The following is a 22,356-nucleotide window of genomic DNA, read 5'->3' as shown; positions in this document are numbered from 1 at the left end:
GGCAACGGTCGGGCTGCGTGCGTCGGCGGCGGCAATCCAGCGAGAGGGACGACAACCGGGCATGATGGAAGGAAACCTGCTTCTGATCCTCGCCGGCCTGCCTTTTCTGGCGGCCGCCGTGGCGAGTACGGTTTCCTCGCGGGCGCATAGCGCGGCGGCCTGGTCCTCGGGGCTGATCCTGGCGGCAGGATTGGCGATCCTGGCCGTCCTGCGCGGCTCGCTCCAGAACGGCGAGATCCTGCGGACCACGCTGCGCTGGGTGCCGTCGCTGGGGTTGGACCTGGCCTTCCGCATGGACGCCTTCGTCTGGCTTTTCGTCACGCTGGTCTATGGCATCGCGATCCTGGTGCTGATCTACGCGCGCTACTACCTGTCGCCTTCCGACCCGGTGCCGCGCTTCCATGGCGTGCTGATGGTCTTTACCGGGGCGATGGTCGGCATGCTCGTCTCGGGCAACATCCTGATGCTGGTGGTGTTCTGGGAACTGACCTCGCTGGTCTCCTTCCTGCTGATCGGCTACTGGCACCAGGGCCAGGCCGCGCGGGACGGGGCGCGGATGGCGCTGATCGTGACCGGGATCGGCGGGATGGCCCTGCTGCTGGCCATGCTGATCCTGGGGCAGATCGCGGGCAGCTACGACCTCGACCGGGTGCTGGCCGCGGGCGAGGTGGTGCGGGCGCATCCGCTGTATCCGCTGGTCCTGGTTCTGTTCCTCCTGGGCTGCTTCACCAAGTCGGCGCAGATGCCCTTCCACTTCTGGCTGCCGGGTGCGATGGCCGCGCCCACGCCGGTCTCGGCCTTCCTGCATTCGGCGACGATGGTGAAGGCCGGGGTGTTCCTGCTGATCCGCTTCTCCCCGGTTCTGGGAGAGACGCAGCTGTGGTTCTTCCTGGTCACCGGGACCGGGATGGCGACGCTGGTGCTCGGCTCGCTCATCGCGCTGTTCCGGCATGATCTCAAGGGTCTCCTGGCCTATTCCACGATCGGCCACCTGGGCCTGATCACCGCGCTGGCCGGAATCGGCAGCAACGGCGCGATCCTGGCGGCGATCTTCCACATCGTGAACCATGCCGTGTTCAAGGCCAGCCTGTTCATGGCCGCCGGGATCATCGACCACGAGAGCGGCACACGCGACATGCGGCGGCTGAGCGGGCTGATGCGGCTGATGCCGATGACGGGAAGCCTGGCGATCGTCGCCTCGGCCGCGATGGCGGGGGTTCCGCTTCTGAACGGGTTCATCTCGAAGGAGATGTTCTTCGCCGAGGCCGCCGACTGGCACAACGGCACCTGGCTGGACAACTCGCTACCCTGGCTTGCGACGCTGGCGGGGATCTTCGCGGTCGCCTATTCGCTGCGCTTCATCACCAGCGTCTTCTTCGGCCCGCCCCCGGTCGACCTGCCGAAGACCCCGCACGAGCCCCCCGCCTGGATGCGGCGGCCGGTGGAATTCCTGGTGCTGGCCTGCCTAGTGATCGGGATGCTGCCCGGCCTGACGCTGGGTCCGGTCCTGAACCAGGCGGCGCGGGCGGTCCTGGGGCGGAACCTGCCCTACAAGGACATCGCGATCTGGCACGGGTTCAACCTGCCCATGGTGATGAGCCTGGTGGCATTGGCCGGAGGGGTGGTTCTGGTCGCGCTGTCCGGCGCGCGGATCGCCGAGGGGCCGGAGGGGCCGCCACTTTTGCACCGCCTGCGGGCGCAACGCTTGTTCGAGAAGGTGCTGTTGGTCACGACCTGGCGCGCGCCGCGGTTCCTGCACGACATCTTCGGGACCGAGCGCCTGCAGCCGCAGCTTCGCCTGGCCGTGCTGGCCGCCATCGCGGCGGCGGCGGTGGCGCTGTGGGGAAGCCTCGCTCCCTCGCCGCAGCCGCTGGGCAATCCGCTGGATCCGGCCTTTGCCGCGATGTGGCTGGCCGGCGGGGCCTGCGCCCTGGGGTCGGCCTGGATGGCCAAGTATCACCGTTTCGCCGCACTGATCCTGCTCGGCGGGGCCGGACTGGTCACCTGCCTCACCTTCGCCTGGCTCTCGGCGCCCGATCTTGCGGTGACGCAGCTTCTGGTCGAGGTGGTGACGACCGTCCTTCTGGTGCTGGGCCTGCGCTGGCTGCCGAAGCGGCGCGAGGAGATTCCGGGCGACCGTCTGGTCGCGGCCCATCTGCGCCGGTTCCGCGATCTGGTGATCGCGCTGGTCGGCGGTGCCGGGCTGGCGGCGGTCTCCTATGTCCTGCTGACCTGGCCGCTGGTTCCGAACGTCGGCGACTGGTTCCTGCGCAATGCCTACAAGGAAGGCGGCGGCACCAATGTGGTCAACGTGATCCTGGTGGATTTCCGCGCCTTCGACACGTTCGGCGAGATCACGGTTCTGGCCATCGTCGCGATCACCGTCTACGTCCTTCTGCGCCGCTTCCGCCCCGCGCAGGAAAGCCTCGACTCGTTCAAGACCGCCAGCCCCGAGGAAACCGCGCAGCTTGCCGATGCGCTGCTGGTGCCGTCGGTCATCATGCGCTGGATGTTCCCGGTGCTGATGCTGGTCGCGGCCTATCTCTTCGTGCGCGGGCATGACCTGCCGGGCGGTGGGTTCTCGGCCGGGGTCACGCTGTCCATCGCCTTCCTGCTGCAGTACCTGGCGCATGATGTCCGCTGGGTCGAGACCCGGCTGACCGTCCTGCCGATCCGCTGGATGGGGGTGGGCCTGCTGATCGCGGGGTTGACCGGGCTGGGGGCGCTGGTCTTCGGCTATCCCTTCCTGACCGCCCATTCGCGCTATGTCACCCTGCCGCTGATCGGAGAGGTCCCGGCCGCCACGGCGCTGATCTTCGACACCGGGGTCTTCGCGCTTGTGGTCGGCGCCACGGTCCTGATGCTGATCGCCATCGCGCACCAGTCGCTGCGCATCGCCCGCCTGCGTGAACGCGAGCAGGCCGCCGAACGGGAGGCCGCGTGATGGAGATCGTGCTGTCCCTCGCCATCGGCGTCCTCGCCGCGTCGGGCATCTGGCTGATCCTGCGGCCGCGGACCTTCCAGGTGATCGTCGGGCTTTGCCTGCTGTCCTATGCGGTGAACCTGTTCATCTTCTCGATGGGGCGGCTGACCATGGCCGCCGCGCCGGTGATGCCGCGTGGCGGTTTCGTCGATCCGACCGCCTATGCCGATCCGGTGCCGCAGGCGCTGGTGCTGACCGCCATCGTGATCAGCTTCGCCACCACGGCGCTGTTCCTTGTGGTCCTCATCGCCTCGCGCGGGGTGACGGGTACCGACCACGTCGACGGACAGGACCGCGAGCCATGAGCCTTTCGCCCGAACATCTGATCATCGCGCCGATCCTGATCCCGTTCTTCGCCGGGGCGCTGATGCTGGTCTATGACGAGCGGCAGCGGCGCACCAAGCTGATCATCGGGCTGATCGCGGTCACGGCGATGCTGCTCAGCGCGGCCGAGCTTCTGGTCCGCTCCAAGGGCAGCGAGTTGACCGGCGGCAACGACATCGGCTTCTACCTGCTCAGCGACTGGTCCGCCCCCTTCGGCATCGTGCTTGTGATCGACCGGCTGTCGGCGATGATGCTGGTGCTGACCGCGCTCCTCGCCCTGCCGGCGCTGATCTATTCGGCCGCCGGCTGGCACCGGCAGGGGCAGCATTTCCACAGCATGTTCCAGTTCCTGCTGATGGGCCTGAACGGAGCCTTCCTGACCGGCGACCTGTTCAATCTCTTCGTCTTCTTCGAGGTCCTGCTTGCGGCATCCTACGGCCTTCTGCTGCATGGCGGTGGCCAACTGCGGATCCGGGCCGGGCTGCATTACATCGCGGTGAACCTGACCGGCTCGCTCATGTTCCTGATCGGGGTCAGCCTGGTCTATGGCGCGACCGGCACGCTCAGCATGGCGCATCTGTCGACCCTGGTCTGGGGGCTGGAGGAGCAGCCGCGCGCACTTTTGCAGGCGGGGGCGGGGATCATGGCGGTCGCCTTCCTGATCAAGGCCGGAATCTGGCCCCTGTCCTTCTGGCTGTCCACCGCCTACATGGCCAGCGCCGCGCCGGTGGCCGCCATGTTCGCGATCATGACCAAGGTCGGCGTCTATGTGCTGATCCGCCTCTCCTTCCTGGTCTTCGGCGCGGCGGCGGGGGTGTCGACGGGCTATGGCGCGCTGGTGCTGATCACCGGGGGCCTGGCCACGGTGGCCTATGGCTTCCTCGGTGTCCTCGCCTCGCAAAGCCTGGGGCGGATGGCCGCGCATCTGGTGCTGGTGTCCTCGGGCACGGTGCTCGCCTCGGCCGGTTTCGTGCTGGAGGGGGCGGGGACCGGCATCCTGGCGGGGGCGCTGTTCTATCTGCTCAGTTCCACCCTGGCGACGGCGGCGCTGTTCCTGCTGATCGAACCGATGAGCCGCGAGGAGGGCGGGATCGCCGCCCTTCTGGCGCTGACCGCCGACGCCTATGGCCTGGACGAGCGCGAGGAACAGCCCGAGGTCGGCCTGGCCGTGCCCGGAACGCTGGCGGTTCTGGGCCTGTCGTTCGGCGTCTGCGTCCTGGCCCTGACCGGCCTGCCGCCGCTGTCGGGCTTCATCGGCAAGCTGGGGATGCTGCGCGGGATCCTCGCGGCCGAACTGCCGGTCCCTGCCCTGGGCTGGGCCTTCGTCGCGCTGGTGATCCTCTCCGGCCTGGCTACGCTGATCGGCCTCGTCCGCATCGGCATCCAGACCTTCTGGGCCACGGAATCCGAGCCGCCGCGGGTGCTGGCGCTGGAAATCGCGCCGGTCCTGGTGCTGGTGTCCCTGCTGTTCGTCCTGACCCTCAAGGCCGAGGTCACGATGCGCTACATGCAGCAGACTGCGCGGGCGATCATCTCGCCCACGATATATGCCGAGGGCGTCCTGGGCGCCCCGCGTGCGGCCGACGGGAGGGAGAGCAGCCCATGAGCCGCATCCTGCCGCATCCCCTGCTGACCCTGGCCCTGATCCTGATGTGGCTGGTCCTCACCCGGGCCTCGCTGGGCCATCTGGTCCTTGGCACCGCCGTCGGCGTCGGCGCGGGGCTGGTCTATGCGCGGCTGGAGACCGGGCCGACCCGCCTGCGCTCGGTCACGGCGCTGGTCCGGTTGGCAGGCGTGGTGGCGCTGGACATCGTCCGCTCCAACGCGGCCGTGGCGGTGCTGATCGTCTCCAGCCGCCGGCATCGCAAATCCGGCTTCGTCGAGATCCCGCTGCGGCTGCAGGACCCGACAGGGCTGGCGCTGCTGGCGATGATCATCACCGGAACCCCCGGCACCGCCTGGCTGGAGCATGACCGGGCCAGCGGCGTTCTTCTGCTGCATGTGTTCGACCTGAAGGACCCCGAGGACTGGCGGCACCTGATCCGCACCCGATATGAGGCCCTGCTGCTGGAGGCATTCGCATGACCACCGCCACCCTGCTTCTTGCCGCGCTGACCTTTGCCCAGTTGGCCCTGGCGCTGGCCGCCTGCCTCGCCGCCGTGCGCATCCTGATCGGCCCGCGCGCGCAGGACCGGGTTCTGGCGCTGGACGCGCTTTATGTCTCGGTCATGCTGCTGTTCGTGACCACAGGCCTGCGGCTTGGCTCGATCTTCCTGTTCGAGGCCGCGCTGGTGATCGCGGTGACCAGCTTCGTGTCCAATGTGGCGCTGGCCAAGTTCCTGATGCGCGGCGAGGTGATCGAATGACCGGGCTGGATCCGCTTCCGCTCTGGCTTGCGGTGCCGGTGGCGCTGTTCCTGGTCCTCGGCAGCACGCTGACGCTGCTGGGCACCGTCGGCCTCGTCCGGCTGCGCAGCTTCTACGACCGCATCCATGCCCCGACGCTGGGCACCAGCTGGGGCGCGGCGGCGATCCTGATCGCCTCGCTTCTCTCCTGGTCCTGGCTGCAGGACCGCGCCATGGTGCATGAGGTGGTGATCGGCGTCTTCCTCCTGATCACCACGCCCGTCACCATGATGCTGCTCGGCCGCACCGCCCTGGTCCGCGACCGGGCCAAGGGCAGCCCGGATGTGCCGCCCCCGGCCGGAAGCCGCAGCGACTAGCGCTCCTCGACCAGGATCTCGCGCTTGCCGACATGGTTGGCGCGGGTGACGACGCCTTCCTCCTCCATCTGCTCGACCAACCGGGCGGCCTTGTTGTAGCCGATCCCCAGCTTGCGCTGGATGTAGGAGGTCGAGCACTTGCGGTCCTTGGCCACGATGGCGACGGCCTGGTCGTAAAGCGTGTCGTCGCCTTCCGAGTTGAGACCCAGCACCATGTCGATCTCGTTGTCGCGCTCGTCATCCACGCTTTCGACCACGCCCGACATGTAGACCGGCGGGCCGAAGCTCTTCAGGTGGTTGACGATCTCCTCCACTTCCTCGTCCGACACGAAGGGCCCGTGGATACGGGTGATCTTCGCACCGTTGCCCATGTAGAGCATGTCGCCCGCGCCCAGCAATTGCTCGGCCCCCTGCTCTCCAAGGATCGTCCGCGAGTCGATCTTCGACGTGACCTGGAAGGAGATCCGCGTCGGGAAGTTGGCCTTGATCGTGCCGGTGATCACGTCCACCGAAGGCCGCTGGGTGGCCATGATCAGGTGGATGCCCGAGGCCCGCGCCATCTGGGCAAGGCGCTGGATGCAGGCCTCGATCTCTTTCCCTGCCACCATCATCAGGTCGGCCATCTCGTCGACGATGACGACGATATAGGGGAAGGGCTGCGGCGCGAATTCTTCGGTCTCGAAGACCGGATCGCCGGTCTCCTCGTCGAAGCCGGTCTGGATCGTGCGCTTGAACATCTCGTTCTTCGACAGCGCCTCGCGCACCCGGCCGTTGTAGCCCTCGATGTTCCGCACGCCCATCTTGGACATCTTGCGGTAACGCTCCTCCATCTCGCCCACGACCCATTTCAGGGCGACGACCGCCTTCTTCGGGTCGGTGACGACGGGCGACAGCAGGTGCGGGATGCCGTCGTAGACCGACAGTTCCAGCATCTTCGGGTCGATCATGATCAGCCGGCATTCCTCGGGCGTCAGCTTGTAGAGGAGGCTCAGGATCATCGTGTTGATCGCGACCGATTTCCCCGACCCCGTGGTCCCCGCGATCAGCAGGTGGGGCATCTTGGCCAGGTTCGCCACCACCGGCTCGCCGCCGATATCCTTGCCGAGCGCAAGCGGCAGCCGCAGGTGGCTGTCGCCGAAGTCGCGGGCGGCGAGGATCTCGCGCAGCACCACCTTCTCGCGGTGGGCGTTCGGCAGCTCGATCCCGATCACGGAACGCCCCGGCACGGTGGAAACCCGCGCCGACAGCGCCGACATGCTGCGGGCGATGTCGTCGGCCAGCCCGATCACCCGGCTGGCCTTCAGGCCCGGCGCCGGTTCCAGTTCGTACATGGTGACAACCGGGCCGGGGCGGACGGCGGTGATCTCGCCCTTGACGCCGTAATCGTCCAGCACCGATTCCAGCATCCGGGCGTTTTCCTCCAGTGCCTCGTCCGACAGCTGGTTGCGCGCGATGCCGACCGGCGACGCCAGCAGCGACAGCGGCGGAAGCTCGTAGGCCTGGGCCTTTTCGTCAAAGCGCAGCGCGGGCTGGCTTTCCGCCATCGCCTGCCGCGAGGGAGCGGGCTTCTTCACCGCATGCTGCACCACTGCCTTGCGGTCGGATGCGAAAGCCATCGGCCGGGCCGAGGGCGTGTCATCGAAGGCATCCAGATCGTCCAGATCGTCGTCCAGCGCCTCGGGCCCATCGTCCCAGCCTGCGTCTTCCTGCGAGAACATGTTGACGGAAAGGTCCTCGTCCTCCGCCTCGATCTCGGCCGGGAACGACGGCGCGGAGACCAGCGGGGCAATGCGCGGCAGCGGGCGGGTATCGGCGATCAGCGGCGCAGGCCCCTTGGGCCGCATCACCGGCGGCTCGACCCTTGCGGCGGGCGGCAGCGGCGGCGGGGTGGTCGGAAAATCCGGGCTGCGCTGGACACGGGTGCGGATCACGTCGGAAATCCGCGCCCTGATCCGATCCTCGCTCGGCATGGCCTGGTTCCACGAAGGGGTCTCGGGCTCGATCAGCTCCGGCTCGGGCTCGGGGACCGCATTGCGGCGCAGGCGGGCCAGCAGGCCCAGTTTCGGCTGCGGCGCGGGCGCAGGCTCGGGCTGGCGCGGATCGGCGCGCAGCGTTCCCGGCATCGCCCGCGCCTGACTGGCGCGCAGCGGTTCCGGTGCCATGACCGGCGGCGTGGACTGGCGCAGGCCAGCCTCGCGGGCCGAGAGCGGCACAGCCCGGTTGCGAGCGCGGTCCTGCAGCGCCACCGCTCCGCTCAACGCGCCGCGCGCGCCCGTGCCAAGGGCCGTTGCCGCCGCGTTATATCCCAGGATCGAGCCGAGGAGGAGGAAGCGCCCGATCGCCTGCAGCTCGGCCCGGTCAAAGCCGGTGACATACAGCATGAAGGCGACAAGACCGCCGAAGGTCAGCAGCGACAAGAGCTTCAGCCCGAAGCCCGCGCTGCCCGGCATGACCCCGATCAGCGAGCCGAGCACCGTATCGCCGAACAGGCCGCCCAGGCCGAAGGTATGGGTCCAGGTATCCCCCGGCACCAGCGTGGCGCAATGGACGGCGGCGAAGGCCACGGCGACCACGGCAAAGACCACCCGGCCGAGCGCGCGCTCGCCGCCCCGATGCAGCATGAACCGGCCGCCCCAGACCGCGAAGATCACGGGAATCGCCCAGGCGCCCTTGCCGATCAGGATGGTCAGGGTCGAGGCGACGGCCGCCCCGAACCGGCCCAGCAGGTTCTGCGCCGGCTCGTCGGTGGCGACCATCCAGCCCGGATCCTCGGCCGAGTAGCTGCCCAGGATCAGGGTAAAGCCCAGCGCGACCAGGATCAGCCCCAGCCCCATGAGCTCGCGCCCGCGGCGCTCCAGCATCGCCTGCGTGCCCTGGTCCAGAAGCGGATCGCGCTGCCGTGCCTGAAAGGATGCCATTGGTCCCTCACCCATAGATGCAGTCGCGAAGCAGGATCAGCCCGCGCTGCGTTTCTTCTGGCGTGGCGACCAGCGCCACGCGGATGTAGCCCGCGCCGGGGTTCTGGCCCCCGGCATCGCGCGAGAGATAGGCGCCGGGCAGGACCCGAACCCCCGTCTCGCGCCAGAGTTTCAGCGCCGCCGCCTCGCCATCGTCGACCGGCAGCCAGAGGAAGAAGCCGCCGTCCGAGGCCTTGTAGCCCTGCACGCCTGCGAAGATCCGGTCGGCATCGGCGAATTTGGCCTGATAAAGCGCCCGGCTGGCGGTGACATGGCCCTCGTCGGCCCAGGCCGCCTCGGCCACGCGCTGCAGCGGCAGGGGCAGCGGCGCCCCGGCAAAGGATCGCAGCTGGCGGATGCGCTTCATGCTCTCGGGTCCCGCGGCCACGAAGCCCGAGCGCAGGCCCGGCAGGTTCGACCGCTTGGACAGCGAATGGAACACCGCCACGCGCTCGGGATCGGCCCCCTGCGCCTTTGCCACCTGCAACAGGCCGGGCGGCGGAGACTTGCGCCAGATCTCGGAATAGCACTCGTCGGCCAGCACCGCGAAATCATGCTTCTCGGCCAGGGCCAGCAGATCGGCCAGATATTCGGCCGGGGCGACCGCGCCCTGCGGATTGGCGGGCGAGCAGATATAGGCCAAGGCCACCCGGTCCAGCACCTCCGGCGGCAGGCTGCCGTAATCGGGCAGAAAGCCGGTGGCCGCCGTGGCCGGGACATAGACGGGCTCCGCCCCCACGGCCAGCGCCGCCACGGCATAGACCTGGTAGAACGGGTTCGGCATCAATACGACGGGACGCTTGCCGCCCTTGGTCTCGGGGCAAAGGGCGATGCAGGCGTTGAACAGTCCTTCGCGCGTGCCGTTCAGCACCATGAGACGGTCGTCCGGAACGGTGACGCCATAGCGGCGGTCGATCCAGGCGGAAATGGCGGCCAGAAGCTCGGGCGTGCCGTCGTTCGGCGGGTAGACCCCGAAGCCGGAGAGATTCGCGGCCAGGATCGGCCCGACGAAACCCGGCATGGCATGGCGCGGCTCGCCGATGGTCATGGCGATGGGTTCGCCGCCGGGGGCGTGCGCGTCCAGAAGTTTCCGCAGACGCGGAAACGCATAATCCGGCAGGTTCGAAAACCGCTCAGGAAAAGCCATTGCTGCCTCAAGTCAGGGGTCTGTCCGCCCCATTTGCCTCAAGGATAGCGGGCCGCGCGGAGGAGGTCCAGAAAAACCAGCCCGGTTAGGGGCTTGGCGCGAAGGTTGTGGCTTTTCGGCAGGGATGGGCAAGGTGGGCGATTCGCCCACCTTACCGCAACGCCCGTTCGGCCGCCGATCCCAGCCGCAGAAGCCGCGCTTCCTGTCCCGGCCCGGCCATCAGGGTGATCCCGCAGGACGGCTGCGAGGTCGGCAGGGTCAGGGCGCAGGCCCCCATCAGATTGCCGATCCGGGTATTGCGCAGGGCCAGCAGGTTCTCGGTCACATAATAGGCGTCGTCGGTCATCAGCCGGTCCACCTCGGGCGGCAGGATCGGCGAGGTGGGCAGAAGCACCGCGTCAAACGCGGCCGTCCGCGCGGTCCAGGTCTCGCGGATCCGGGTCAGTCGCCGCCATCCGGCCACGAAGTCGGTGGCCGGGACCGTGGCGCCCGAGCGGAACCGCTCCAAGATGCGGGGGAACATCTTCTCCGGCGCGGCCTCGATCGTTTCGCGCCAGATGCCATAGGCTTCGGCGGTGAACAGGACCGCGGCAAGGGACAGGGCCTCGGCCGCTTCCGGCGCCTGGATGCGGGTGATGCTGGCACCTGCGCGCGCAAGGCGGGCAACCGCATCCTCGAAGCCCTTGCCCGGCCGGTCGCGCAGATCGTCCAGCGCCACCGTCTCCAGCACCGCCAGCCGTGCGCCGGAAAGGCTCGCGCCGCTCAGGTCGGCCGGGCGGGTGCCGTTCAGCACGGCAAGAAGTTGGGCGCAATCCTCGACCGAGCGGGCCATGGGGCCGATGGTGTCAAAGCTTTCGCACAGTGGCACCGTGCCCCCCATCGGCAGGCTGCCATGCGTCGTCTTCAACCCCACCAGGTCGTTCCAGGCCGCCGGAATCCGCACCGATCCCCCGGTGTCCGAGCCGATCGCCGCCGGAGCCAGCCCGAAGGCGACCGAGGCCGCCGCGCCCGAGGACGAGCCCCCCGGCACCGCGCGCTCGTCATTCAGGCAGGGCGGCGTCCCCGTCACCGGGTTCAGGCCCAGGCCCGAGAAAGCCAGCTCCGACATATGCGTCTTGCCAAGGCAGACGAGGCCTTGCAGCGTCGCGGTTTCCAGCACCACCGCATCGCGGGCGGGGGTGCGATGCTTCAGCAGGGCCGATCCGGCCTCGGTCGCCACTCCGGCGGTGTCAAAGAGGTCCTTCCAGCTGACCGGCACCCCATCGAGAAGCCCCCGGCGCATCCCCGTCTTAGCCCTTGTCGCGGCGGCCATCGCCTCCCCCCGCGCACGGGCGGGGGTGCTGCGGGCGTAGATGCGCGAGGACAGCGGGTGGCGCTCGATTGCCTCCAGCATGGCCTCGGTCAGTTCGACCGGATGGATCCGGCCCTCGTCGATCTCGCGTCCCAGGTCGGATGCGGTCATGTTCGCCCAGGTTCCGGTCATGGCTCTCCTCGTTTTGGGCGACGGTAGCGGCTTGCAGACGCATGGACAATCGGGCCGTGCGGGATATGTAGGGGGCATGAACCGGGACACCGACATCCTGATCGCGGGCGGGGGGCTGAACGGCCCTGCCCTTGCCTTGGCGCTGGCTCAGGGGGGCTACCGCGTCACGGTCGTCGACGCGCGCCCGGCGCCGGACCGGGCCGAGGCGGGGTTCGACGGGCGGGCCTATGCGCTGGCCATCGCCTCGGTGCGGCTGCTGAAGGCGATCGGGATCTGGGGCCGCGTGGCCGGGCAGGCGCAGCCGATCCTGCAGATCAAGGCGAGCGATGGCCGGGCAGGCGAAGGCGCGGCGCCGTTCTTCCTGGAGTTCGACGCGGCCGAGATCGAGGAAGGCCCGATGGGCTACATGCTCGAGGACCGCTTTCTCTATGCCGCCTTCCTGGAGGCGATGCGCGAGACGCCGGGGATCACGCTGCTTTCGGGCGAGACTGTGGTGGGGCAGGAGGTCTCGGCCTCGGGCGTGGCGGTGACGCTGGCCTCGGGGCGCAGGCTGGTGGCGGGGCTTCTGGTCGGCTGCGACGGGCGCGGCTCGGGCGTGGCGGCGCGGGCGGGGATCAGGCGGATCGGCTGGGGCTACGGCCAGACCGCGCTGGTCACGGCGATCCGGCATGAAAAGGACCACCAAGGGGTCGCGCAGCAGTTCTTCATGCCCTCGGGTCCGCTGGCGATCCTGCCGCTGAAGGGCGGGCACCACTCCAGCATCGTCTGGAGCGAGACCGACGAGGTCGCGCAGGCGATCCAGGCCCTGCCGGATGCGGAGTATCTGTCGGCCCTGCGGCCCCGGTTCGGGGATTTCCTGGGTGAGATCAGCCTGGCCGGGACACGGTTCACCTACCCGCTCTCGCTGTCGCTGGCCGAGCGGTTCGTGTCCGACCGGGTCGCGCTGGTGGGGGATGCGGCGCATGGAGTGCATCCGATCGCGGGGCAGGGGCTGAACCTGGGGCTGCGCGACGTGGCGGCGCTGGCCGAGGTGCTGATCCTGGCAAGGCGGCGGGGGGAGGATGTGGGCTCTCCGGTGGCGCTGGAGGAATACCAGCGATGGCGGCGGTTCGATGCGACGGCGCTGGCGCTGGGGATGGATGCGGTCAACCGGATCTTTTCCAGCGACAATCCGGTCCTGCGGCTGGGTCGCGACCTGGGGATGGGTCTCGTCTCGGCCCTGCCGGGGCTGCGCCGGGGGTTCATCCGGCAGGCGGCGGGGCTGACGGGGGAGTTGCCGAAACTTCTGGCGGGCAAGCCGATCTGAGCGGTTGTCCACGCGCGGGCAGCCGAAGGGATGCCGGGATTTCAAGGGCTTGGCTGTGAGCGTTAGGGAATCATTAGGGTTGTTGTGAGTGTCGGGGCAGGCCCCGACCTACGGGGGGCTTGGCTTATTCGATCTCGCGGGCTTCGCTGAGGAGCATCACGGGGATGCCGTCGCGGATCGGGAAGGCGAGGTGGGCGGCCTTGGAGATCAGCTCCTGCTTCTCGGCGTCATAGGTCAGGATCGCATGGGTCACCGGGCAGACCAGCGCCTCGAGCATCCGGCGGTCGGCGGGCTCGGTCATTGCAGGATCTCCTCATCCGAGCCGCCGCGCAGGGCGAATTCGATCAGGGTCACGATGGTCTCGCGCCTTGTATCGAGGGTCGGGGCTTCAAGCAGGGCCTGCTTGTCCTCGGGCGAGAAGGGGCAGAGCATGGAAAGCGAGTTGATCAGAAGCTCGATCTCGGCCTCCTTCAGGCTGTCCCAGTCGGTCGAAAGGTTCATCTTGACGAAATAGCGGCCGAGAAGCGCCATGAACTCGCCTCGGCGGAAGCCGGGGTCCTCCTCGGTGGGGCCGAGGTCGCGGGTGAAGGGGGTCCAGTCCACCAGGCAGCGGCGGTAGGGAGTGAAGCCCTGCACCTCCTCCTTCACGCGGAAGCGGGAGATGCCGGAGAGGGTGATCATGTAGCGCCCGTCCTCGGTTTCGGAAAAGCCGGTGATACGTCCGGCGCAGCCGATGGCCTGCAGACGCGTCTCGCCCTCACGCTTTTCCGAGGCCGGGGTCTCGCGCGGCTGGATCATGCCGATCAGCCGGTGCGGGGTCTTCAGGCAATCCTCGATCATCGCAAGATAGCGCGGCTCGAAGATGTGCAGTGGCAGGCGAGCCCTGGGCAGCATGAGGGCTCCGGGCAGGGGGAAGACCGGAATCACGTCCGGCAGGTCTGAGGCGCTGAACATGGGCAGCGACATAGCCCGCTGCCCGCCTCAGGCAAATATCATCGACGAGAGACGGCGGCGGCCGGCAAGGACGATCGGATCCTGCGGCTTGAGCGCCTCGAAGATGGTGAAGAGCTGGGTCTTTGCCGCGCCGTCGTTCCATTCGCGGTCGCGGCGGAACAGCTCCAGCAATTCGTCCACGGCTTCCTTCTGGTTCCCGGCCGCAAGCAGCGCGGCGGCAAGGTCGAAACGGGCCCGGTGGTCGTCCGGGTTCGCCTCGACGGCGGCGCGAAGCTCGGCCTCGGGGCCGGCATTGGCGGCCTGCCGGGCCAGTTCAAGCTGGGCACGGGCGGCGTCCAGCTCCTTGGACTTCGCCACCGGGGCCGGGGCGGCTGCGATCAGCGCCTCGGCCTGGTCGAGATCGCCAAGGGCGATATGGGCGCGGACAAGCCCGCCATAGGCGGCGGCGTTCTCGGCCTCTTCGCCCAGGATGGCGGCGAAGGTCTCGGCCGCGTCGGCGGCGGCGCCTTCGGTCAGCATGTCCTCGGCCGCCTGGATCGCCTCAGCCAGGCCGCCGTCCCCGGCAAGGGCCGAGACGCGCTCGATGAAGGCCTTGAGTTCGGAAGCCGGCACCGCGCCCTGGAAGCCGTCGACCGGCTGGCCCTGCCAGAAGGCGTAGACGGTGGGGATGGACTGGATGCGCAGCTGGGCGGCGATGCGCTGGTTCTGGTCGACATCGACCTTGACCATGCGCACCTTGCCCCTGGCGGCGGTCACGGCGGCTTCGAGCATCGGGCCGAGGGTCTTGCAGGGGCCGCACCAGGTGGCCCAGAAGTCGACGATGACCGGAACCTCGCGGCTGGCCTCGATCACGTCGGCCATGAAGCTGGCTTCGGTTGCGTCCTTGATCAGGTTCGCGTCGGCTTGCGGTTTGTCGCCCATGCCCAGCATGCTGGCCCCCTTGCGGTTTGTCTGCCGGATATATGAGCCCTTGGCGCGGAAAGTCCAAGGGGTCTAGCGGGAGGGGCAGCCGGCCAGATGGTCGTTCACCAGGCCCGCCGCCTGCATGAAGGCATAGGTGATCGTGGGGCCGACGAAGGAGAAGCCCCGGGCCTTCAGCGCCTTCGACATCGCCTCGGATTGCGGGGTGCTTGCGGGGACCTGCGCCATGCTGGCGGGATGGTTGACGAGGGGGGCGCCGCCGACGAAGGACCAGAGGAAGGGAGAGAAACCTTCGGCCGCCTCGATCTGCAGGAAGGCGCGGGCGGCGCGGAGCGTGGCCTCGATCTTGCCGCGATGGCGGATGATGCCGGGATCTTGCAACAGGCGGGTGACCTCGGCCTCGCCCCAGGTGGCGAGAATCTCGGGGCGGAAGCCGTGCAAGGCGGCGCGGAAGGCCTCGCGCTTGCGCAGGACGGTGATCCAGGAAAGCCCGGCCTGGAAGCTTTCGAGACAGAGGAGTTCGAACAGACGGTAGGGGTCTCGCTCGGGCCGGCCCCATTCACAGTCGTGGTAGGCGATGTAGAGCGGATCGGTGCCGCACCAGGGGCAACGCATCGAATTGTCGGTATTTTCCATCGGCTGACCCTGGGACGTTAGCGAGGGGTTTACCGAAGCGGAGGCAGGCTGTCGATCAGGATCGGACTGCACCCGGGGGCTGCGCATGAGTTTCATGATGGACGCGAAAGTGTCGAAGTTCGACCGCGACCCGACGCTTGCCAATCCGCTAGCCGCCGCGATCGCCGCGGCCGACCGCGAGACGCTGAAGACCGTGGCGGGGGCATTGCGGGACCGGCGGATGCGGCTGGCCTGGCAGCCGGTGGTCTATGCCTCGGACCCGTCGGTGATCGGCTTCTTCGAGGGATTCATCCGGCTTCTGAACCTGCGCGACCAGGTCATTCCGGCACGGGACTTCATGGGCGCGGTGGAGCAGACCGAACTGGGCCGCGAGATCGACTGCGCAGCGCTGCAGATGGGGCTGATGTGCCTGCAGCGCAATCCGCAGATCCGGGTCTCGATCAACATGTCGGCGCGTTCGGTCGGCTATCAGCGCTGGGGATCGATTCTGCGCAAGGCGCTGCGCGACAGCCCGAAGCTGGGCTACAACCTGATCCTCGAGATCAGCGCCCCCTCGGCGATGCAGGTGCCCGATGTGCTGCGCCCCTTCATGGCGGAGATGCGCAACCACGGAATCGTCTTTGCGCTGGACGATTTCGGCGCCAGCCTGATCTCGCTGCAGATCCTGCACGAGTTGCGCTTCGAGATCGCGAAGATCGAGGGCAATCTGGTGCGCCACATCGACCGGCTGGAACCAAGCCAGGCCATCGTGCGGGCCGCGCTGGCGCTTGCGCGGGAGATGGGGATGTATGTCGTGGCCGAGGCGGTCGAGACCGAGGCCGAGGCGACGTGGCTGCGCGAGGCGGGGGCGGGCTGCATGCAGGGCTATCTCTTCGGCGCGCCCTCGGTAACGCCGGACTTCCGCGCCTTCCGGAACGGGCGGCCGAACCTGGGGCCGCCGGGCGGATGACGGGTTTCGCGCTGGTTGCGCCAACATTCTTGCGCTTGCGGCCGGTTCCGCTTAGGCCATGGGTGACGCGGCGAAAGCCCTCTCGGGTCGCCGGGCGCTAGAGAGAGGATCTGGAATGACCAATGTCGTAATCGTCGCCGCCGGCCGCACCGCCGTAGGCAGTTTCAACGGCTCGTTCGCGAACACTGCGGCCCATGACCTGGGCGCGGCGGTGATCGAGGCGGTCGTCGCCCGCGCCGGGATCGACAAGGCCGAGGTCGAGGAGACGATCCTGGGCCAGGTGCTGACCGCCGGCCAGGGCCAGAACCCGGCGCGGCAGGCGCATATCAAGGCGGGCCTGCCGAAGGAGGCGAGCGCCTGGTCGCTGAACCAGGTCTGCGGCTCGGGCCTGCGGGCGGTCGCGCTGGGGGCGCAGCATGTGCAGCTGGGCGATGCGCGGATCGTGGTCGCGGGCGGGCAGGAATCGATGTCTCTCAGCCCCCATGTCGCGCATCTGCGCGCGGGGCAGAAGATGGGCGACCTGAACTTCATCGACTCGATGATCAAGGACGGGCTCTGGGACGCGTTCAACGGCTATCACATGGGCCAGACCGCCGAGAACGTCGCGAACCAGTGGCAGATTTCCCGCGACATGCAGGACGAATTCGCGCTGGCCAGCCAGAACAAGGCCGAGGCCGCGCAGAAGGCCGGCAAGTTCAAGGACGAGATCATCCCCTTCACCATCAAGACCCGCAAGGGCGACACGGTGGTGGATGCCGACGAATACATCCGCCACGGCGCGACGATGGAGGCGATGCAGAAGCTGCGTCCGGCCTTCGTGAAAGACGGCTCGGTCACGGCTGCGAACGCGTCGGGCATCAACGACGGAGCGGCGGCGGTGGTGCTGATGACGGCGGAAGAGGCGGTGAAGCGCGGGCTGACGCCGCTGGCGCGGATCGCCTCCTATGCGACTGCCGGGCTCGACCCCTCGATCATGGGCGTCGGGCCGATCCACGCCAGCCGCAAGGCGCTGGGGAAGGCGGGCTGGAAGGTCGGCGACCTCGATCTGGTCGAGGCGAACGAGGCCTTCGCCGCCCAGGCCTGCGCGGTGAACAAGGACATGGGCTGGGATCCGTCGATCGTGAACGTGAACGGCGGCGCCATCGCCATCGGCCACCCGATCGGCGCCTCGGGCGCGCGGATCCTGAACACGCTTCTGTTCGAGATGGGCCGGTCGGGCGCGAAGAAGGGCCTGGCCACGCTATGCATCGGCGGCGGCATGGGCGTTGCCATGTGCCTGGAACGCGCCTGAGCCACAACTGTTGCTGCGCCGCAGCGATACTCCGCGAAATGAAATCGGGCGCGCAATAATGTTGCGCGCCCGATTTCATTTCGGTAACAGGATTTCAATGGGATAGGCTGACTTACCTGCAGGAGGAGAATCACGATGTCACGGGTTGCATTGGTCACGGGCGGTTCGCGCGGCATTGGCGCGGCGATCTCGGTCGCGTTGAAGGCGGCGGGCTACAAGGTCGCGGCGAACTATGCCGGCAACGACGAGGCGGCCGCGGCCTTCACCAGGGAGACCGGCATCCCGACCTACAAATGGTCGGTCGCGGAGTATGAGGCCTGCAAGGAAGGCATCGCCAAGGTCGAGGCCGATCTAGGCCCGGTCGACATCCTCGTGAACAACGCCGGGATCACCCGCGACGCGATGTTCCACAAGATGACCCCCACCCAGTGGAAGGAAGTGATCGACACCAACCTCTCGGGCCTGTTCAACATGACGCATCCGCTGTGGTCCGGGATGCGCGACCGCAAGTTCGGGCGGGTGATCAGCATCAGCTCGATCAACGGGCAGAAGGGCCAGGCGGGGCAGGCGAACTATTCGGCGGCCAAGGCCGGGGACCTGGGCTTCACCAAGGCGCTGGCGCAGGAAGGGGCGCGGGCCGGGATCACGGTCAACGCGATCTGCCCGGGCTATATCGCGACCGAAATGGTCAAGGCGATCGACGAGAAGGTGCTGAACGAGCGGATCATCCCGCTGATCCCCGTGGGCCGGCTGGGCGAGCCCGAGGAGATCGCGCGGATCGTGGTCTTCCTGGCCAGCGAGGACGCCGGGTTCATCACCGGCTCGACCATCAGCGCGAACGGCGGGCAGTTCGTCGTCTGACCCCTCCTCGTTCGACTTCGTCTCCTCGTCGGCGAGGAGTGACGAAGTCATCGACGAGCATCGGGCCGTCCTGCGGGGCGGCCCTTTTCCTTGTGCGCCGGGGCGGCTATGCGGGGCGGACCGGAGCGGGAGGCTGGAATGGGCAAGGGACGGGCAACGGGGATCGGCTTCTCGGCGGTGCTGATGTGGTCGCTGCTGGCGCTGTTCACCATCGGCAGCGCGCCGGTGCCGCCCTTCCTGCTGAACGCGCTCTGCTTCGGCATCGGGGGAAGCATCGGCCTGATCTGGACGCTGCGGCAGGGGTTCGGGGTGCTGCGGGGCGTGGGGTGGAAGGTCTATGCCTTTGGCACGGTGGGGCTTTTCGGCTATCACTTCCTGTATTTCACCGCCTTCCGCCTGTCGCCCAGCGCCGAAACCGGGCTGATCGCCTATCTCTGGCCGCTGTTCATCGTGCTGTTCTCGGGCCTTCTGCCGGGCGAGCGGTTGCGGGCCGCGCATGTGATCGGCGCGCTGATCGCCTTTGCCGGCGCGGCGGTGATCGTGCTGGGGCGCGAAGGCGCGGCAAGCTCGACCGCCGGGCTGACGCTGGCGTTCCTTTGTGCGCTGGTCTGGGCGGGCTATTCCGTGCTGTCGCGACGGCTGGGCGACGTGCCGACGGAAAGCGTGACGGTCTTCTGCCTGGCAACGGCGGCGCTGTCGGTCGCGGCGCATCTGGCGCTGGAGGAGACGCTCTGGCCAGAGGACAGCCTGGGCTGGGCGGCAGTGCTGGCGCTGGGGCTGGGGCCCGTCGGCGCGGCTTTCTTCACCTGGGATATCGGGATGAAGAAAGGCGACATCCAGCTTCTGGGCGTCGCCTCTTATGCAGCACCGCTGCTGTCGACGCTGGCCCTGGTGGCGGCCGGGATTGCCCGGCCGACCTGGACCATCGCGCTTGCGGCCGTGCTGATTACGGCCGGTGCGGCGCTGGCGGCACGGGCCAGCGCCAGGGTCAGGTGCTGAGCCGCTCGATCTCCTCCTTCAGGCGCAGCTTCTGCTTCTTCAGTTCGGCGATCTTCAGGGCATCCGTACTGGGGCTGCGCTGGGCCTGCTCGACTTCGGCCGAGAGGGTTTCGTGCTTCTTGCGCAGTTCCACCAGATGCGATGCGATCGTCATGGTCGTCCTCCTGTAAAGCTACCCACGGGACAAGTGCACCACGAAACGCGAGTCGTGTCATCACCTGTTACAGGCCTGTGACAGCTTGATGCAGCGGGTTCAGCGAAAATACGCAGCAAGATCGGCGCCTTCCCGCAGGACGGCGTTGGCCTCGGCGGTATAGCTCTCGCGGTCGCCGTCATGGGCCGGTCCGGCGTGGACGACCAGCGGCGCGAGCAGGCGGAAGGCGGCCCGGCCGCCCTTGCGCGCGCGCAGAAGGATACGCAGCGCCGGACGCCCCTGCCGCGCGGCAAGCGGCAGGACCGAGGCCGAGCCGAGCTTGGGGGCCATCGCGGCCAGGACCTCGGGCAGGCCATCGGCGCCGCAGATCAGCGTCAGCCAGCCGCCGGGACGCAGGCGACGGGTGGCGGCGGCGACCCAGTCGGCCAGCGGCGTTTCCACCCGCATCGCCCGGGCGCGGTCCTGCCGGGGCGAGGGGCTGCCTCCGGGCGGGTAATAGGGCGGGTTGGCGATCACATGGTCGAAGTCGCGGCGCAGCGCAGCCGGCATCCGGGCCAGGTCGCCCTCATGGACCGCAAGCGCCAGGCCGTTGCGACCGGCATTGCGGCGGGCAAGTTCGGCGTAATCCGGCTGCAACTCCAGCCCCGCGAGGGCAAGGCCGGGCACCCGCCAGCCAAGGCAGAGCGCCGCCGCCCCGGCCCCGCAGCCAAGGTCAAGGACGCTCTCCCCCGGTTCCGCCGGGCAGGCCGCGGCCAGCAGCACGGGATCGGTCGCGGCGCGATAGCCTTTCAGCGGTTGCAACAGGCGCAACCGGCCGCAGAGGAACTTGTCATCGGAAAGCTGGTCCTCGGCAAACATCAACTGGTCGGGATGTCGTTGTCGCGCAGGATGGCCGCGGCGCGGAAATGGTCGCGCTCGGCCACCATGAGGCGCTGCGGCAGGATGCCCATGCTGCCGTCAAGGACGCTCATGTGGACGTCGAGCGGAAAGGTGGCTATACCCTCGCCACCAAGAAGATGCGTGGCGAAGGCGATCAGCGTGGGGTCCGTCGTCCGCAGAATTTCCTTCATGGCATGGAGTTAACCCCGCCTTCCGGCCGGGGGCAAGGCGGAAGGCGCGGGGATGGACGGGGTGGCTGAGACAAAGGTGAAGGCGCCGCATGACCGGCTGGCAGAGTGGCTGGCCGAGGATATGGCGGCGGTCAATGCGCTGATCCGCGCGCGGATGGCCAGCAAGCACGCCCCCCGCATCCCCGAGGTCACCGCCCATCTGGTCGAGGCCGGGGGCAAGCGGCTGCGGCCGATGCTGACCCTGGCTGCGGCACGGCTTCTGGGCTATCAGGGCAGCGACCACCAGAAGCTGGCCGCGACGGTGGAATTCATCCATACCGCGACGCTCTTGCACGACGACGTGGTGGACGAAAGCCAGCGCCGGCGCGGACGACCGACGGCCAACCTGCTGTGGGACAACAAATCCTCGGTCCTGGTGGGAGACTATCTTTTCGCCCGCAGCTTCCAGCTCATGGTCGAGACCGGCAGCCTGCGGGTGCTGGACATCCTGGCCAATGCCAGCGCGACGATTGCCGAAGGCGAGGTGCTGCAACTTACGGCGGCGCAGGATCTGGCGACGGATGAGGCGATCTACCTGCAGGTCGTGCGCGGCAAGACGGCGGCACTTTTCTCGGCCGCGACCGAATCGGGTGCGGTTATATCGGGTGCGATGGATTCTCAGGTCAAGGCGCTTTACGACTACGGCGATGCGCTGGGGATCGCCTTCCAGATCGTCGACGATATCCTGGATTACGGCGGGCAGGATGCGGTGATCGGCAAGAACATCGGCGATGACTTCCGCGAGCGCAAGCTGACCCTGCCGGTGATCAAGGCGGTGGCGAAGGCCGATGCCGAGGAGCGTGCCTTCTGGATCCGCACGATCGAGAAGGGCGACCAGCGCGAGGGCGACCTGGAGCAGGCCATGGCGATCCTGGCCCGGCACGGCGCGATCGCGGCCGCCCGGGACGAGGCCCTTGCCTGGGCTGAGCGGGCGCGGCAGGCCATGTCCTCGCTGCCCGATCACCCGCTGCGGCAGATGCTGGACGATCTGGCCGGCTATGTCGTGGCGCGTGTGCTCTGACCGGGCAAGATCGTGAAATGACCGAATTGGGATCATTTTTTGGTCAAAGTCTAAGGGAATTCTAAACCAAGACGTTGTGGTATTGACTGGTGATCGTCGAACGACCTGCCCGGAACGAGGATGCGCATAAGCATCCCGGGGCAGGGGCTGCAGAAACGGCACGGAAGTGGCCGGACCTGCGCCAGGCTGCAAACGACGAAGGTGAATGGTGCAGAAGCGGGTGGATCTCCGGCCGCGCCCGGAGAGGGAGTATTGAAGATGGACGTCCTCGACTGGCCGCGCCGCAGGCCAGGGGCGCGGCTGTGTTTGCCTTGCCCCGGCGGAACCGAATCGATCCGATCCTCCACCCGGCCCCGGCAGGCCGCGCCCCATGACGGCGCGACGCTGCTGCTGCGGCTGGACGGCCTGCGGTGCTGGAGGAGACGGGCATGATATGGCGATCGCGTGAGCCGCGCTATGACGTCGCCTCGGGGATAAGCCAGGGCGCGCGCGACTATCAGGAGGATGCGATCACCGCCGATTTCCCGGTGGGGGCCGAG

Annotated in this window: 22 protein-coding genes; 12 read left to right on the top strand and 10 right to left on the bottom strand. The window is 68.2% G+C overall.

Annotated elements, in window-relative coordinates:
- Window positions 1–61: 61 nt before the first annotated feature.
- Genes I7S92_RS18170 through mnhG form a run of 6 tightly spaced genes read left to right on the top strand, consistent with a single transcriptional unit; the run spans window position 62 to window position 6,029 of the window.
- Window positions 62–2,944, top strand: coding sequence for a monovalent cation/H+ antiporter subunit A (locus tag I7S92_RS18170; protein WP_197646913.1), 2,883 nt, complete (start codon window positions 62–64; stop codon window positions 2,942–2,944).
- Window positions 2,944–3,288 (top strand): Na+/H+ antiporter subunit C, encoded by a 345-nt coding sequence (locus I7S92_RS18165; RefSeq protein WP_197646911.1) that lies wholly within the window; start codon window positions 2,944–2,946, stop codon window positions 3,286–3,288. Before I7S92_RS18170 ends, I7S92_RS18165 begins: the two co-directional genes overlap by 1 nt.
- On the top strand, window positions 3,285–4,913 hold the full coding sequence (locus tag I7S92_RS18160; protein ID WP_197646909.1) for a monovalent cation/H+ antiporter subunit D: 1,629 nt from the start codon (window positions 3,285–3,287) through the stop codon (window positions 4,911–4,913). The genes I7S92_RS18165 and I7S92_RS18160 overlap by 4 nt, the downstream gene beginning before the upstream one ends.
- The gene (locus I7S92_RS18155; protein WP_197646907.1) at window positions 4,910–5,392 is read left to right on the top strand and encodes a Na+/H+ antiporter subunit E; all 483 of its coding nucleotides are present in this window, start codon (window positions 4,910–4,912) and stop codon (window positions 5,390–5,392) included. The genes I7S92_RS18160 and I7S92_RS18155 overlap by 4 nt, the downstream gene beginning before the upstream one ends.
- The gene (locus I7S92_RS18150) at window positions 5,389–5,673 is read left to right on the top strand and encodes a K+/H+ antiporter subunit F (RefSeq protein ID WP_197646905.1); all 285 of its coding nucleotides are present in this window, start codon (window positions 5,389–5,391) and stop codon (window positions 5,671–5,673) included. The genes I7S92_RS18155 and I7S92_RS18150 overlap by 4 nt, the downstream gene beginning before the upstream one ends.
- Window positions 5,670–6,029: a monovalent cation/H(+) antiporter subunit G gene (gene mnhG, locus I7S92_RS18145; RefSeq protein WP_197646903.1), complete on the top strand. Its 360-nt coding sequence runs from the start codon at window positions 5,670–5,672 to the stop codon at window positions 6,027–6,029. Before I7S92_RS18150 ends, mnhG begins: the two co-directional genes overlap by 4 nt.
- On the opposite strand, the gene I7S92_RS18140 is transcribed toward mnhG, so the two are convergent.
- The 3 genes from I7S92_RS18140 to I7S92_RS18130 form a co-directional block, all read right to left on the bottom strand.
- Window positions 6,026–8,947 (bottom strand): DNA translocase FtsK, encoded by a 2,922-nt coding sequence (locus tag I7S92_RS18140; protein ID WP_197646901.1) that lies wholly within the window; start codon window positions 8,945–8,947, stop codon window positions 6,026–6,028. The genes mnhG and I7S92_RS18140 overlap by 4 nt on opposite strands.
- 7 nt (window positions 8,948–8,954) lie before the next feature.
- Entirely contained in the window at window positions 8,955–10,133 is a 1,179-nt protein-coding gene (locus I7S92_RS18135) for an aminotransferase class I/II-fold pyridoxal phosphate-dependent enzyme (protein WP_197646899.1), read from the bottom strand.
- 151 nt (window positions 10,134–10,284) lie between these two features.
- The gene (locus I7S92_RS18130) at window positions 10,285–11,616 is read right to left on the bottom strand and encodes an amidase (protein WP_197646894.1); all 1,332 of its coding nucleotides are present in this window, start codon (window positions 11,614–11,616) and stop codon (window positions 10,285–10,287) included.
- Window positions 11,617–11,692: 76 nt separating this feature from the next.
- Here I7S92_RS18130 and I7S92_RS18125 point away from each other — a divergent pair, with 76 nt between their 5' ends.
- Entirely contained in the window at window positions 11,693–12,922 is a 1,230-nt protein-coding gene (locus I7S92_RS18125) for a UbiH/UbiF/VisC/COQ6 family ubiquinone biosynthesis hydroxylase (protein ID WP_197646893.1), read from the top strand.
- Between the two features lie 124 nt (window positions 12,923–13,046).
- Here I7S92_RS18125 and I7S92_RS18120 read toward each other — a convergent pair whose 3' ends face one another.
- The 4 genes from I7S92_RS18120 to I7S92_RS18105 all read right to left on the bottom strand — a co-directional run bounded on the left by I7S92_RS18120 (window position 13,047) and on the right by I7S92_RS18105 (window position 15,433).
- Window positions 13,047–13,223: a Trm112 family protein gene (locus I7S92_RS18120; protein ID WP_197646892.1), complete on the bottom strand. Its 177-nt coding sequence runs from the start codon at window positions 13,221–13,223 to the stop codon at window positions 13,047–13,049.
- Complete coding sequence (locus I7S92_RS18115; protein ID WP_197646891.1) at window positions 13,220–13,876, bottom strand: LON peptidase substrate-binding domain-containing protein; 657 nt, start codon at window positions 13,874–13,876, stop codon at window positions 13,220–13,222. The genes I7S92_RS18120 and I7S92_RS18115 overlap by 4 nt, the downstream gene beginning before the upstream one ends.
- Before the next feature lie 27 nt (window positions 13,877–13,903).
- Window positions 13,904–14,806, bottom strand: coding sequence for a thioredoxin (gene trxA / locus I7S92_RS18110; protein WP_197646880.1), 903 nt, complete (start codon window positions 14,804–14,806; stop codon window positions 13,904–13,906).
- Between the two features lie 63 nt (window positions 14,807–14,869).
- Window positions 14,870–15,433, bottom strand: coding sequence for a DNA-3-methyladenine glycosylase I (locus I7S92_RS18105; protein ID WP_197646871.1), 564 nt, complete (start codon window positions 15,431–15,433; stop codon window positions 14,870–14,872).
- 85 nt (window positions 15,434–15,518) lie between these two features.
- Here I7S92_RS18105 and I7S92_RS18100 point away from each other — a divergent pair, with 85 nt between their 5' ends.
- The 4 genes from I7S92_RS18100 to yddG all read left to right on the top strand — a co-directional run bounded on the left by I7S92_RS18100 (window position 15,519) and on the right by yddG (window position 19,533).
- A complete protein-coding gene (locus I7S92_RS18100; RefSeq protein WP_242070276.1) occupies window positions 15,519–16,382 on the top strand; it encodes an EAL domain-containing protein in 864 nt (287 codons plus the stop codon).
- A gap of 115 nt (window positions 16,383–16,497) precedes the next feature.
- On the top strand, window positions 16,498–17,673 hold the full coding sequence (locus I7S92_RS18095) for an acetyl-CoA C-acetyltransferase (RefSeq protein WP_197646869.1): 1,176 nt from the start codon (window positions 16,498–16,500) through the stop codon (window positions 17,671–17,673).
- 135 nt (window positions 17,674–17,808) lie between these two features.
- Window positions 17,809–18,534 (top strand): acetoacetyl-CoA reductase, encoded by a 726-nt coding sequence (gene phbB / locus I7S92_RS18090; RefSeq protein ID WP_197646868.1) that lies wholly within the window; start codon window positions 17,809–17,811, stop codon window positions 18,532–18,534.
- A gap of 138 nt (window positions 18,535–18,672) precedes the next feature.
- Window positions 18,673–19,533 (top strand): aromatic amino acid exporter YddG, encoded by an 861-nt coding sequence (yddG, locus tag I7S92_RS18085; RefSeq protein WP_197646866.1) that lies wholly within the window; start codon window positions 18,673–18,675, stop codon window positions 19,531–19,533.
- Here the strand turns inward: yddG and I7S92_RS18080 are convergent.
- The 3 genes from I7S92_RS18080 to I7S92_RS18070 all read right to left on the bottom strand — a co-directional run bounded on the left by I7S92_RS18080 (window position 19,523) and on the right by I7S92_RS18070 (window position 20,757).
- Entirely contained in the window at window positions 19,523–19,687 is a 165-nt protein-coding gene (locus I7S92_RS18080; protein WP_197646864.1) for a YdcH family protein, read from the bottom strand. The genes yddG and I7S92_RS18080 overlap by 11 nt on opposite strands.
- Window positions 19,688–19,786: 99 nt before the next feature.
- Window positions 19,787–20,545 (bottom strand): tRNA1(Val) (adenine(37)-N6)-methyltransferase, encoded by a 759-nt coding sequence (locus I7S92_RS18075; RefSeq protein ID WP_197646862.1) that lies wholly within the window; start codon window positions 20,543–20,545, stop codon window positions 19,787–19,789.
- Complete coding sequence (locus tag I7S92_RS18070; RefSeq protein ID WP_197646860.1) at window positions 20,545–20,757, bottom strand: putative signal transducing protein; 213 nt, start codon at window positions 20,755–20,757, stop codon at window positions 20,545–20,547. The genes I7S92_RS18075 and I7S92_RS18070 overlap by 1 nt, the downstream gene beginning before the upstream one ends.
- 52 nt (window positions 20,758–20,809) lie before the next feature.
- Here I7S92_RS18070 and I7S92_RS18065 point away from each other — a divergent pair, with 52 nt between their 5' ends.
- On the top strand, window positions 20,810–21,817 hold the full coding sequence (locus tag I7S92_RS18065; protein WP_197646858.1) for a polyprenyl synthetase family protein: 1,008 nt from the start codon (window positions 20,810–20,812) through the stop codon (window positions 21,815–21,817).
- The last annotated feature ends 539 nt before the right edge of the window (window positions 21,818–22,356 follow it).

The sequence above is a fragment of the Tabrizicola soli genome, from assembly GCF_015999335.1.
Taxonomy (GTDB): domain Bacteria; phylum Pseudomonadota; class Alphaproteobacteria; order Rhodobacterales; family Rhodobacteraceae; genus Tabrizicola; species Tabrizicola soli.
Note: the sequence above shows the minus strand (reverse complement) of the source record. Positions and strands in the feature narration are given on the sequence as shown.